The organism is Micromonospora sp. RL09-050-HVF-A, assembly GCF_019374995.1.
In the GTDB taxonomy this organism is placed as follows: domain Bacteria; phylum Actinomycetota; class Actinomycetes; order Mycobacteriales; family Micromonosporaceae; genus Micromonospora; species Micromonospora antibiotica.
The window spans coordinates 6,133,130-6,146,334 of sequence record NZ_JAGKQP010000002.1; the positions used below are offsets into that span (position 1 = coordinate 6,133,130).

The 13,205-nt window shown below is 73.8% G+C and carries 8 protein-coding genes and 1 pseudogene; 4 read left to right on the forward strand and 5 right to left on the reverse strand.

Annotated elements, in window-relative coordinates; genetic code table 11:
* Positions 1–137 precede the first annotated feature (137 nt).
* The gene (locus tag J7462_RS27220) at positions 138–2,357 is read left to right on the forward strand and encodes an MMPL family transporter (protein WP_219468262.1); all 2,220 of its coding nucleotides are present in this window, start codon (positions 138–140) and stop codon (positions 2,355–2,357) included.
* A gap of 123 nt (positions 2,358–2,480) precedes the next feature.
* Here the strand turns inward: J7462_RS27220 and J7462_RS27225 are convergent, their stop codons facing one another.
* Both J7462_RS27225 and J7462_RS32660 read right to left on the reverse strand, forming a co-directional pair.
* The gene (locus J7462_RS27225) at positions 2,481–3,386 is read right to left on the reverse strand and encodes an endo alpha-1,4 polygalactosaminidase (RefSeq protein WP_219468266.1); all 906 of its coding nucleotides are present in this window, start codon (positions 3,384–3,386) and stop codon (positions 2,481–2,483) included.
* A gap of 107 nt (positions 3,387–3,493) precedes the next feature.
* Positions 3,494–5,254 (reverse strand): CAP domain-containing protein, encoded by a 1,761-nt coding sequence (locus J7462_RS32660; protein WP_308291049.1) that lies wholly within the window; start codon positions 5,252–5,254, stop codon positions 3,494–3,496.
* Between the two features lie 374 nt (positions 5,255–5,628).
* Between J7462_RS32660 and J7462_RS27235 the strand changes: the two genes are divergently transcribed.
* The 3 genes and pseudogenes from J7462_RS27235 to J7462_RS27245 all read left to right on the forward strand — a co-directional run bounded on the left by J7462_RS27235 (position 5,629) and on the right by J7462_RS27245 (position 10,338).
* On the forward strand, positions 5,629–5,823 hold the full coding sequence (locus J7462_RS27235; RefSeq protein WP_067305353.1) for a hypothetical protein: 195 nt from the start codon (positions 5,629–5,631) through the stop codon (positions 5,821–5,823).
* 290 nt (positions 5,824–6,113) lie between these two features.
* Positions 6,114–9,721 (forward strand): annotated as a pseudogene (gene smc, locus J7462_RS27240) (chromosome segregation protein SMC).
* Positions 9,721–10,338, forward strand: coding sequence for an HAD family hydrolase (locus J7462_RS27245; protein ID WP_219468269.1), 618 nt, complete (start codon positions 9,721–9,723; stop codon positions 10,336–10,338). The pseudogene smc and the gene J7462_RS27245 overlap by 1 nt, the downstream one beginning before the upstream one ends.
* A 54-nt stretch (positions 10,339–10,392) precedes the next feature.
* Here J7462_RS27245 and J7462_RS27250 read toward each other — a convergent pair whose 3' ends face one another.
* The 3 genes from J7462_RS27250 to J7462_RS27260 form a co-directional block, all read right to left on the reverse strand.
* On the reverse strand, positions 10,393–10,914 hold the full coding sequence (locus J7462_RS27250) for a DinB family protein (RefSeq protein WP_219468274.1): 522 nt from the start codon (positions 10,912–10,914) through the stop codon (positions 10,393–10,395).
* A gap of 126 nt (positions 10,915–11,040) precedes the next feature.
* Positions 11,041–11,532: a universal stress protein gene (locus J7462_RS27255; protein ID WP_219468277.1), complete on the reverse strand. Its 492-nt coding sequence runs from the start codon at positions 11,530–11,532 to the stop codon at positions 11,041–11,043.
* Entirely contained in the window at positions 11,529–13,148 is a 1,620-nt protein-coding gene (locus J7462_RS27260) for an MDR family MFS transporter (protein WP_219468280.1), read from the reverse strand. Before J7462_RS27260 ends, J7462_RS27255 begins: the two co-directional genes overlap by 4 nt.
* Positions 13,149–13,205 lie beyond the last annotated feature (57 nt).

Here is a 13,205-nt window from a genome sequence, read left to right on the forward strand (position 1 = left end):
TCGTCCCGGGCGGCCCGGCCCGGCCGCCTCCGCGGCGTCCGGGGTGGGCCGGGGCCGATCCCCGATGTGCCCCGGCGTCGCCGTCCCTAGCGTCAGCACGGTCGGCAGGGCGCCGACGGGAAGGGGGCCCGACGGAGATGGGCGGCAGACCGGTGACGGTGCGGTTGGCGCGGTGGAGCGCCGAGCACCCGTGGCGCGCGATCGCGCTCTGGGTGGTCTTCGTGGCGGTGTGTTTCGTCGGTGGCAACGCCGCCGGCCTGAACGAGGCCACCCAGGCGGACCAGGCGATCGGCGAGTCCGGTCACGCCGACGTGATCGTCACCGAGGGGAAGTTCACCGATCCGGCGGTGGAGAACATCCTGATCACCCCGCGTACCGGCACCCTGGACCGGGCCGCCGCGCAGGCCGCGGCGACCGACGCGGCCGACCGGCTGCGGCAGATCACCGGGGTGGCGTCGGTGGGCGAGCCGGTGCCGTCGCGCGACGGTGCCGCGCTGCTGGTGCCGGTCACCATGGCCGGCGATCCGGAGACCGCCGCCGACCGGGTGCAGCCGCTGCGTGACGCCACCGCCGCCGCCCAGGCCGCCCACCCGCAGTTGCGGATCGAGCAGGTCGGCGGCCCGTCGATCAACCAGGCCCTGGACGACACCCTGGGCCGGGACTTCAAGCGGGCCGAGCTGCTCAGCCTGCCGGTCACCCTGGCCATCCTGATCGTCGCGTTCGGCGCGCTGATCGCCGCCGGGGTGCCGGTGCTGCTGGCGCTCTCCTCGGTGGCCGCCGCGATGGGGCTGTCCACCCTCGCCTCCCACCTGGTGCCCGCCACCGACACCACCTCCAGCGTGATCCTGCTGATCGGGATGGCCGTCGGGGTGGACTACTCGCTGTTCTACGTCCGACGGGAACGGGAGGAACGGGCCAAGGGTCGGTCCGGGCTGGACGCGGTGGAGATCGCCGCCGAGACCTCCGGGCACGCCGTGGTCGTCTCCGGCTTCGCGGTGATCATCTCGATGGCCGGCCTGATGCTCGCCGACGACGTGGTCTTCTCGTCCCTCGCCGTCGGCTCGATCCTGGTGGTCGCCGTCGCGGTGACCGGCTCGCTGACCGTGCTGCCGGCACTGCTGGCCAAGCTGGGCCGCTGGGTGGACCGCCCCCGGGTGCCGCTGCTGTGGCGGCTCACCGCGCCCCGCACCGGACGGCACGGGCAGCCGGCCCGGCCCCGGTTCTGGCCGGCGGTGCTGCGGCCCGCGCTGCGCGCGCCCCGGGCCACCCTGATCGTCTCGGTGGGGCTGCTGCTCGCCCTGGCCGCCCCGGCGCTCGGCATGAAGCTGAAGTTCCCCGGCATGGAGGACCTGCCCCGGACCACCCCGGCGATGCAGGCGTACGACCGGCTGACCGCCGCCTTCCCGAGCACCGGCACCAGCCACACGGTCGCCGTCCGGGCCCCCGCCGACCAGGCCGAACAGGTGCGCGCCGCGCTGACCGGGCTGGCCCGCACCGCCGCCGCCGACCCGCTGTTCGCCCCCCTGGAGGCGGACGGCCCGAAGATCGAGGTGTCGGCGGACCGCCGGGTGTCGGTGCTGGAGGTGGCCACCCCGTACGCCAGCCGGGACGACCGGTCGGTGAGCTCCCTGCACGAACTCCGCGACGACCTGCTGCCCGCCGCACTGCGTGGCATCCCCGGCGTCGAGTACGCCGTCGGTGGCGGGGTGGCCGCCAGCGAGGACTACGCCCGGCACATCCGGGAGAAGCTGCCGCTGGTGATGGCGTTCGTGCTGGCGCTGACCTTCCTCGTGATGACCTGGACGTTCCGGTCGGTGGTGGTCGCCCTCACCTCGATCCTGCTCAACCTGCTCTCCGCCGGGGCCGCCTACGGCCTGCTGGTGCTGGTCTTCCAGGGCGACTGGGCGCAGGACCTGCTCGGTTTCACCTCGATGGGGGCGATCGTCTCCTGGCTGCCGCTGTTCCTGTTCGTGGTGCTCTTCGGGCTCTCCATGGACTACCACGTCTTCGTGGTCAGCCGGATCCGGGAGGCGGTACGCGCCGGCCGGTCCAACGCCGACGCGGTCGCCTACGGCATCACCTCCTCGGCGGGGGTGGTGACCAGCGCGGCGATCGTGATGGTCGGGGTGTTCGCGATCTTCGCCTCGCTCAGCACGATCGACATGAAGCAGCTCGGCATCGGGCTGGCCGCGGCGATCCTGCTGGACGCCACGATCATCCGGGCGGTGGTGCTGCCGTCGGTGATGACCCTGCTCGGCGAGGCCAACTGGTGGGCGCCCCGCTTCCTGCGCGGGCGCAGCCGGCCCGCCGCCACCCCACCGGCCGACCCGACGCCGGAGCTGGTCGGGGCACACTGACCGGCCGTTCCACCAGCGCCGGGGCCGCCGCCCCGCCCACTCGCCGCCGGTGACCGCCCTTGCGGGTGGTGCAGCGCCGTGGCCGGCGGCGCGGGTGACCCGGACCGCAGCTCGCGGTCCGGGTCACCCCGGCGTGCCGGGGACCGGCCCGGGGACGGTGGGACAGGGCACGCGCCAGGCGTCCAGGGTGCGGTTCTTGCGGATCGAGGCGAAGCCGTAGCCGACGGTCGTCACGCAGAAACCCGCCGGGTCCCCGGCGTACTCGACCTGGAAGACCGGCTTGTCCGCGTCGGCGAAGGGGAGCAGCTTGGCGCAGCGGCGCAGCCGGACGCACTCCTCGTCGACCGCGAAGTCGAAGTCCGGGGCCAGCGCGGCCACCTGCGCGACGTCGCCGACCAGGCCGGGGGAGAGACCCAGGGCCCGGGCCAGCGCGGCGGACCGCCGGTTGAAAGCCAACTGGTCGTCGAAGTCGAGCGGGAAACCCGACCGGTGGGCGTACCCGTCGGCGTCGACGAGGGCCACCGCGCCGAAACCCTTGCCCCGGCAGAGCCGGAACCGGTCGGCCAGGACGGGACGCAGCAGGTCCCACCGCCGGATGTCGACCCACCGGCTCCCGGGCCGCCCGGCCGCACCGCCGCCGACCGCCGCCGGGTAGCGCGCGGCGTCCGGATCCGTCCCGGCGTACGTCCCGACCGGCACGTGACAGATCAGCCGCCGGTCGCGCCGACGCAACGCCCCGGTCTCGGCGGTGCTCACCCGGACCGGGTCGAGGAGGAAGACGTCGGCGTCGACGGTGGTGTCGACCGGGCCGGTGAGCTGCCACTGCCACCGCCACTGCCGGGCCGTACCGGGCGGCCACGGGGTCGGTGCGCCGGGCGGGCCGAGGTCGGGACGGCAGGCGTACACCGGGGTCAGCAGGGTGAGTGCCAGCGTGGCCGACAGCACCCGGCGGGCCGGGTGGCGCAGTGGTGGCCGGGTGGGCAGCGGCGACCCGCCGCGCGTCGCGGACGCTGACGGCCGGATGCGCATCGGCGGCTCCCGGGTCCCGTGCGGTACGTCGCACGCCTCACCCGGTCAAACGAGAAGCCCCCGGCGACGACGCGGTCACGTCGTCGCCGGGGGCCGGCCGTCCCCGGTCAGCGCGGGGCGGCGAAGTCCTGCGTCCAGTACGGCCCGTTGCTGTCGGCCACACCCACGCCGATCTCGGTGAACGCGCAGTTGAGGATGTTGGCCCGGTGGCCGGAGCTGTTCATCCAGGCGTCCATCACCGCAGCCGGGGTCTGCTGGTTCCAGGCGACGTTCTCGCCGTAGGTGCGCCAGGTGTAACCGGCCCGGTCCAGCCGCTGGCCGGCGTCGCTGCCGTCGCTGCCGGTGTGCGTCATGTTCTTGTGGTCGGCCTGGTCCTGGCTGTGCTGCTGGGCGGCGAGGGTCAGCTTGGCGTCCACCGTGACGGCGGCGCAGCCGGCCTTGGCCCGTTCGGCGTTGACCAGGTCGACGACCTGCTGGACCTGGCTGCCCCCGCCGCCGCTGACCGCGGCCCGGGTGGTGGTCGCCGCGGTGGGGATGTTGCCGCCCCGGGTGGTCTGCCGGGACGCCGGCTGGGTCCGGCTCGGGGCGGGCGTCGGCGTGACGCTGCGGCTCGGCGACGGGCTCGGCGACGCCGCTGACGGGCTCGGTGACGGGCTGGGGGAGGTCGGTGCGGTGGTGCTCGGTGCGGTGTCCGGGATGACCGGCGCGGTGGCCACCGGTTCGTCGAGGGCGGCCGGGTCGGTGCGCTCGTCGTCGTCGGGCAGCATCAGCGCGCCGATGCCCAGGCTCACCACCAGGGTCGCCGCGGCGGCGGCCCCGCCGATGAGCAGTGGACGCTTCAGCCGGCGACGCGGCCGGCCGGGGCCGGTGGGGGTCGGCCGGCCGTTGCCGGTGGGTGTCGTCGGTCCGCCGGCGGGCACGACCGCCGGGGCGAGCGCGGTGGCGTCCCGGTCGGTGGGCCCGCAACCGGCTCCGCTCAGGTACGCCGGCCGCCCGTCCGGTTCGCCCACCCAGGGCCCGTCCTGCCCGGTGGCCGGGTGCGTGTCCCCGCCCCACGTCCCGGCCGGTTCGCCCTGCCACCGCCCGGTCTGCTCGTCCTGCCACCGGTCGGCCGGCTCGCCGGGCGTGTCCTGCCAGCGGTCGGCGGCATCGCCGTGCCACGGCCCTGCCTGCTCGCCACCCCACGGCCCGGCCTGCTCGCCGTGCCACTGGTCGGTCTGCCCGCCCTGCGTGTCCGGCCACCGGTCGGCGTGCCCGCCCTGCCAGCCACCGGCCGGTTCGCCCTGCCACTGCCCGTCGGTTTCGCCCTGCCACTGCCCGTCGGTTTCGCCGTGCCACGGCCCGGTCGGCGTGTCCTGCCACGAACCGGCGGGCCCGCCCTGCGTGGGACCGGTCTGGTCAGCCTGCCAGCGGTCGGTCCGGTCGTCCTGCCAGGTCCCGGTCGGTCCGTCCTGCCAGGTCCCGGTCGGTTCGTCCTGCCGACGGTCGGTCCGGTCGGCGGTCGGCAACTGCCCGACGGCCGCTGCGGTCCACCGGCCGGTCGGCTCGTCGCGCCACCGGTCCGCCGGCTCGTTCCGCCACGTTCCGGTCGGTTCCGCCGGGTGCTGGCCGGGTGCCGCGTCGGGCCGGTGGTCACCGGCGGGTGGCGGTCCGGCGGCCCAGCGGTCGGGTCCACCCGCGAAGCGCCCGGCGGAGGTGCCGGCCGGGTCGGGGCCGGTCCGATCCGGGCCGTCCGGCGTCGGGTCGTCACCGAAGAGGTACGCCGAGCGGGGCTCGGGACGGTCGGTCAGCCAGGCCGGGTCGTCCGCCAACGGCTGCGGCCGTCGGTATGCGGCGTCCGGGTCGTTCGGATCGGTCGAGCCGTACACGCCTGTCGCCTCCACGGGTCGGTTGCGGGCCGGGGTGACGCTACGGCGGCAACGGGAACAGCGGCAACGCGGCTAAGGAAGAGTTAAGGCCGGGCAGACATCCAGGGTCACCGTAGCCGCCGGGGAAGGCGTAGAGTCAAGAAGTCCGGACAGAGAGTGTCCGAGCCTTACGGCCCCCGGCGCAGTCGTCAGGGTAGGCGTGTAGATGATCTACGGCCTGCGAGAACTTGACGAACGGCGGATTATCGCTCAATATGTAGGTGTCGCCAGTCGCGCCCAGCCACGCCCGGAACTCGGTGGCCCGGTAGTAGTCGCGAACACGAAATGGGCGCGCGTTGGCCGGCTTTTCCGGCAGCGCATATCAAGGAGTTAGCATGGCGAAGGCCCTGTACGGCCACGTAGGTGCAGCGCCCGACCGGCGTCTGCTCGACGAGGTCACCCGACTGCGTTCCAGGGTGCAGGCCCTGGAGTTCGAGATCACGCGCCTGCGCGCCGACAATGATCGGCTCGCGGCGGCTGCGGCGGAGGTGGACGACCTCCTCCGGCTGGCCGAGCCGGCGCTCACCTGATCTTCGGCACCGCAGAAAACTGAACAGCACCACCGCGAAATAGCGCGCCGACACTTTTTTGTGCCGGCGCGCAGTGCTGTCGCCGGCAATTCTCCCGGGCGTCAATTCGTGATCTTGTCACTCGATGTGGCGTAGCACACCCGATCATTTTCCGGACCGTACGGGGTGCGGCACCGGGGGCCGGGGCGGGTCGCGTGCCGGCCACCGCGTACCGACGGGTTAGTCTGCGGGTTCACCAGGTCCGCGCAGCCCGCGACGCCTGCGGTGGCCACCGGACGAGGATCGGACAGGTGCATCTCAAGAGTCTGACGGTGAAGGGGTTCAAGTCCTTCGCCTCCGCCACGACGTTGAAGCTGGAGCCCGGGATCACCTGCGTGGTCGGCCCGAACGGCTCCGGCAAGTCCAACGTCGTCGACGCGATCGCCTGGGTGCTGGGCGAGCAGGGCGCCAAGGCGCTGCGCGGCGGCAAGATGGAGGACGTCATCTTCGCCGGCACCGCCGGGCGGGCGCCGCTGGGCCGGGCCGAGGTCACCCTCACCATCGACAACACCGACGGCGCGCTGCCGATCGAGTACACCGAGGTCTCCATCACCCGCCGGATGTTCCGCTCCGGCGAGAGCGAGTACGAGATCAACGGCGACTCGTGCCGGCTGCTCGACATCCAGGAGCTGCTCAGCGACTCCGGCATCGGCCGGGAGATGCACATCATCGTCGGTCAGGGCCGGCTCGACGGCATGTTGCACGCCAAACCGGAGGACCGCCGCTCGTTCATCGAGGAGGCGGCCGGCGTGCTCAAGCACCGCAAGCGCAAGGAGAAAGCGCTGCGGAAGCTCGACGCGATGCAGGTCAACCTCAACCGGCTGACCGACCTCACCGCCGAGCTGCGCCGCCAGCTCAAGCCACTGGGCCGGCAGGCCGAGGTGGCCCGCCGGGCCGCCGCCATCCAGGCCAACCTGCGCGACGCCCGGCTCCGGCTGCTCGCCGACGACCTGCACACCCTGCGGGTCACCCTGGACAAGGAGATCGCCGACGAGACGGCGCTGCGGGAGCGGCGCGAACAGATCGAGGGCGAGCACACCGAGGTGCAGGGCCGTCTCGGTGAGCTGGAGGCGGCGCTCGCCGAGGACGCGCCGCTGCTCGCCGCCGCCCAGGACACCTGGTACAAGCTCTCCGCCCTCGCCGAACGGTTCCGCTCGGTGGAGCAGGTGGCCCGGGAACGGCTGCGCCACCTCAGCGCCACCGGCGACGACGAGCGACCCGGCCGGGACCCCGACCAGCTGGAGGCCGAGTCGCAGCGGGTCCGCGAGCAGGAGGAGGAGCTGCGCGCGGCGCTCACCGACGACCAGATCCGGCTCGCCGAGGCCGTCGAGCACCGGCAGGAGCTGGAACGCCAGCTCGCCGCCGCCGAACGGGAACTCGTCGCCGCCGCCAAGGCGATCGCCGACCGGCGGGAGGGCCTGGCCCGGCTGACCGGGCAGGTGAACTCGGCGCGGGCCCGCACCACCAGCGCCGGCGAGGAGATCGACCGGCTCGCCGCCGCGCATGCCGATGCCCTGGCCCGCGCCGACCAGGCCCAGGCCGAGCTGGACGCGGTCGCCGAACAGTCCACCGAGGCCGACCGGGACAACGCCGAACTCGACGACCGGCACGCCGAGGCGGTGGCCGCCCACGAACGGGCCCAGGCCATCGTCCGGGCGTTGACCGACACCGAGCGGGCCGCCGAGAAGGACGCCGCGACGTGGAAGGCCCGCGAGGAGGCGCTCGCCCTGGGCCTGCGCCGCAAGGACGGTGCCGGGGCGCTGCTGGCCCGCGCCGACGAGGTGCCCGGCCTGCTGGGCAGCCTGGCCGGGCTGCTCACCGTCGCCGCCGGCCATGAGGCGGCGCTCGCCGCCGCGCTCGGTGGGCTCGCCGACGCGGTGGCGGTCACCGGGGTGGACGAGGCCGTCGAGGCGATGCGGCTGCTGAAGATCTCCGACGCCGGCCGGGCCGGCCTGCTGGTCGGCGGCCCCGCCGGACCCGGCATGACCGGCTCCGCCGACGCGCTGCGCCCCGGCTTCCGGAGTCCGCCCGGTGGGCGCCGGACCTGGTGGAGTGCGCCCCCGAGCTGCGTCCCGCCGTACACCGGGCGCTGCGTGACGTGGCGCTGGTCGACGACCTCGCCGCCGCCGCCGAGCTGGTCGCCGACAACCCGGAGCTGCGCGCGGTCACCCCGGACGGTGACGTGGTCGGGGCGTACGCGGCGGCCGGCGGGTCGGCCAAGGCGGCCAGCTTCATCGAGGTGCAGGCCGCCGTGGAGGAGGCCCGCACCAACCGGCTCACCGCCGAACGGACCGGTGCGGAGCTGCGCGACCAGCTCGTCGACGCCCGCGCCGAGGTGGCCGCCGCGAAGGAGGCGGTGCAGCACGCCGCCGCCGCGAAACGGGAGGCGGAGAGCCACCGCAACGCCGCCGCCCGCCGGCTGGCCGAGCTGGGCGCGGCGGCCCGTTCGGCCAGGGCGGAGACCGACCGGCTCGGTGAGAGCCGGTCCCGCGCCGAGGCGGCCCGGGAACGTGACCTGACCGCCCTCGCCGAGCTGGCGGAGCGGCTGCGGCTCGCCGAGGACACCCCGATCGACGCGGAACCCTCCACCGAGGACCGGGACCAGCTCGCCGCGATGGTGCCCCGGGCCCGGCAGAACGAGATGGAGGTCCGGCTCGCGGTGCGTACCGCCGAGGAGCGCGTCGCCTCGATCGCCGGCCGGGCCGACTCGCTGGCCCGGCAGGCCACCGCCGAGCGGGCGGCCCGGGAGCGGGCGGCGGCCCGGCGGGCGGCCCGGACCCGGGGTGCGGCGATCGCCCGAGCCGTGGTCGGCGGGGCCCGCGAGGCACTCACCCGGCTGGGCACCTCCGTCGCGCGCGCCGAGGAGCACCGCGACGCGGTCGCCCGCGAACGCGCCGCCCGGGAAGCCGAACTCCAGGAGGTACGCGGGGCGGCGAAGCGGCTCGGCGCGGAGCTGGAGCGGTTGACCAGCCAGGTGCACCGCGACGAGGTGGCCCGCGCCGAGCAGCGGCTGCGCATCGAGCAGTTGGAAGCCAAGGCCGCCGAGGATTTCGGCCTGGACCTGGAGACCCTGCTCGCCGAGTACGGCCCGGCGCAGCCCGTCCCGCCGACCCCGGTGGACGTCGCGACCGCCGAACGCGACGGCCTGCCGGTGCCCGAGCCGGTCCGCTACGAGCGGCCGGTGCAGGAGAAGCGGGCCGCCAAGGCGGAACGGGAACTGGCCCTGCTCGGCAAGGTCAACCCGCTCGCGCTGGAGGAGTTCGCCGCCCTGGAGGAGCGCTTCAAGTTCCTCTCCGAGCAGCTGGAGGACCTCAAGGCCACCCGGCGTGACCTGCTCACCGTGGTCAAGGACGTCGACGAGCGGATCCTGGAGGTCTTCGCCAGCGCGTTCGCCGACACCGCCCGCGAGTTCGAGCAGGTCTTCACCGTGCTCTTCCCCGGCGGCGAGGGCCGGTTGATCCTCACCGAACCCGACGACCTGCTCACCACCGGCGTGGAGGTGGAGGCCCGGCCACCCGGCAAGAAGATCAAACGGTTGTCGCTGCTCTCCGGTGGTGAGCGGTCGCTGACGGCGGTGGCGATGCTGGTGGCGATCTTCCGGGCCCGGCCCAGCCCGTTCTACATCATGGACGAGGTGGAGGCGGCCCTCGACGACGTGAACCTGGGTCGGTTGATCACGCTGCTGGCCCAGTTGCGGGAGAAGAGCCAGCTGATCGTCATCACCCACCAGAAGCGGACCATGGAGATCGCCGACGCGCTCTACGGCGTGACCATGCGCAGCGGCGTCACCCAGGTGATCAGCCAACGGCTCAACCGGACCGACGACGAGCGGTCCGACCGAACTGAGGAGAATCAGTAGTGGCACGGGAACGGCCGACGGCGCTCCTGCTCGACTTCGACGGCGTGCTGCGCCACTGGGACCCGGCGGTGGCCGCCGGCATCGAGCGGGAGTACGGCCTCTCCGCCGGGGTGCTCGGCGAGATCGCCATGCACTGGGGGAGGCTGCAACCGGTGCTGACCGGTCAGGTCAGCCACGCCGACTGGGTGTCCAGCGTGGCTGACGCGCTGACCGAGTCGGTCGGCCCGGACCGGGCGCGGGCGGCGGTGCAGCAGTGGCAGCGCTACCGGGGTGAGCTCGACGCCGACGTGCTGGCGTTCGTCCGCGAGGTGCGGGCCGCCGGGGTCCGGGTGGGTCTCGGCACCAACGCCACCGACCTGCTCGACACCGACCTCGCCGAGCTGGGCCTGGTCGGCGAGCTGGACGTGGTGGTCAACTCCTCGGTCGTCGGGGTGCACAAGCCGGCGAAGGAGTACTTCCAGGCGGCCTGTGCGGCGCTGGAGACCCCGCCCGCGCGGGTGCTCTTCGTCGACGACGAGGACTGGGCGGTCCGGGGAGCGCGGGCGGCCGGGCTGTCGGCGTACCGGTGGAGTGGGCCGGAGGGGCTGCGCTACCTGCGGGCGGCGTTGGCCCACTGACCCGACCGGACCGGCCGGCGGCGGACGGGTGGGCCGCGCCGACCGGCGGCGGGGTCACTCGCCGGTGACCCCGTCGAGGCGTTCCCGGAGCAGGTCGGCGTGACCGTTGTGCCGGGCGTACTCCTCGATCAGGTGCAGGTAGACCCAGCGCAGGCTGAAGGTCCGCCCCTTGGTGCCGACCTCGGTGAACGTCTCGTCGAGCGAGCGGCCCACGGCGGCGGCCCGGGCCAGCTCGACCTGCTCGTGGTAGGTGGCGAAGTCGGCCTCGGCGTCGGCGTGGCTCACGTCGAGGTCGGCGTCCGGGTCGTCCACGGAACCGTACGGGTAGTCGACCTGCTGCCGGGCGAAGTTCTCCCGGAACCACCAGGCCTCCACCTCGCCCAGGTGCCGGACCAGGCCGAGCAGGGTGAGCTCGGACGGCGGCACGCTCGGGGTGCGCAACTGCTCGCCGGTGAGCCCGGCACACTTGAGCAGCAGGGTCTGCCGGTGGTAGTCGAGCCAGCTCTCCAGCATGGCCCGCTCGTCGCCGACGGGGAGTTCAGGGGTCCGGGTGATGTCCGGTGCTCGCCAGGTCATGCCCGGCATCCTCGTCGCCCGGTCCGACATTCCGCGACCGTTATTCGTCGCGTCGTCGGCGGCACCACCCGGCCCGGATGCCCGGCGACGACCCGGCGCAGGCGGCGGTCGCCGACCCTGCCCCGGTCAGGGGACGACGAGGACCGGCCAGCGGCCGGTGCGGACCAGGCGGGTGGCGACGGAACCGACCAGCCGGTGCCCGGCCTGCTCGGAGGAGCCGACCACCACCAGGTCCGCCCGGGACTCGTCGGCTGCCGCCCGCAACTCGGTGTACGCGTCGCCGCGCCGGCACAGGAACGTCACCGGCAGCCCCAGTTCCTCCGCGCCCCGGCGGCACTCCTGTCGCAGGTCGTCGGCGAGTTCGTCGTGGGTCTGCTGGACCGCCCCGGCCACCACCCCGGGCATCAGGCTGGTGTAGCCGGCCGGTGCGCTGACGAAGACCACCACCAGTCCGGCGCCCTGTCGACGGGCCAGCCCTGCCGCGTAGGAGGCGGCCCGTAGCGAGGTGCGGCTGCCGTCGACCCCGACCAGCACGACCCGGGGTCCGTCGGTGCCCCGCTCGAACTCCTGCGGGCGGGCCTGCGGGCCGTACTGCTCACGCTCGACGGGGACGCTCACCGGTCGGTCCCGGTGCGGACCACCGCCGCCCCGGCAGCCGCCGCGACGGTGGACTCCTGCGCGACGGTGTCGGTCCGGGCGTCCCCGGTGTGCTGGCGTAGCGGGATCTCCTTGATGAAGATCACCGCGATCAGGGAGATCAGCCCGAACGGGGCGGCAACCAGGAAGATGTCACCCGCGCCGTGGCCGTAGGCGCTCTCCACCACGGTCCGGATCGGCCCCGGCAGGGTGTGCACGTTGGGCAGCACGCCGCCGCTGCCCGAGCCGGTGGCCGGGATGCCCAGCGCGGTGAGTCCGTCGGCGATGTAGTCCTTGACCCGGTGGCTGAGGACCGCGCCGAGCACGGACACGCCGACCGCGCCGCCGAGGCTGCGGAAGAACGCCACCACCGAGCTGGCCGCGCCGAGTTCGTGGGCGTCGACGGTGTTCTGCACGGCGAGGACGAGGTTCTGCATGGTCATGCCGAGCCCGAGCCCGATCAGCGCCATGTAGATGGACAGGTGCCAGTAGGGGGTGTCGTAGCGGATCGTGCCCATCAGCGCGAAGCCGGCGGTGAGCAGCGCCGATCCGGCGACCAGGTAGCGCTTCCAGCGGCCGGTCCGGGTGATGATCCGGCCGACGACGACGGAGGAGATCAGCAGGCCGAGGATCATCGGCATGGTCATCAGACCGGACATGGTCGGGCTCTCGCCCCGGCTGATCTGGAAGTACTGGCCGAGGAAGACCGATGCGCCGAACATCCCGACGCCGACGGCGATGCTGGCGACGACGGCGAGGGTGATGGTCCGGTTGCGGAACAGCCTCGGCGGGATCATCGGCTCGCTGGCCCGGTTCTCGACGCGGACGGCGAGCACGCCGAGGGCGATCGCGCCGATCACCATGGCGGCGCTCTGCCCGGAGATCCAGTCGTACTTGTCGCCGGCCAGGGTGACCCAGATCAGCAGCAGCGACACGGCGGCGGTGATCAGGGTCGCGCCCCACCAGTCGATCTTCACCTGGCGCCTGACGACCGGCAGGTGCAGGGTCTTCTGGAGCACCACCAGGGCGGCGATGGCGAACGGCACGCCGACGTAGAAGCACCAGCGCCAGCCGAGCCAGGAGGTGTCGACGATGACGCCGCCGATCAGCGGGCCGCCGATGGTGCCGACGGCCAGCACCGCGCCGAGGTAGCCGCTGTACCGGCCGCGCTCGCGGGGCGCGATCATCGTCGCCATGATCACCTGGGCCAGGGCGGTGAGGCCGCCCGCGCCGACGCCCTGGAGCACCCGGCAGGCGATGAGCTGCTCGGTGGACTGGGACAGGCCGGCCAGCACGGAGCCCAGCACGAAGATGGCCAGGGAGAGCTGGACCAGCAGCTTCTTGCTGGTCAGGTCGGCGAGCTTGCCCCAGATCGGGGTGGTCGCGGTGGTCGCCAGCAGGGTCGAGGTGACCACCCACGTGTAGGCGGACTGGCCGCCCTTGAGTTCGGTGATGATCCGCGGCAGCGCGTTGGAGACGACCGTGGAGGAGAGGATCGCGACGAACATGCCCAGCAGCAGTCCGGAGAGGGCCTCCAGGATCTGCCGGTGGGTCATCTCGACGCCGGTCGCCCGGGTGGGCGCTGTCGCCTGGGTCATCGTCGTTGCCTCCGCTGGTGGTGAAAAGGGTGCCTCGGGCAACCGTAAGCGTTCGTT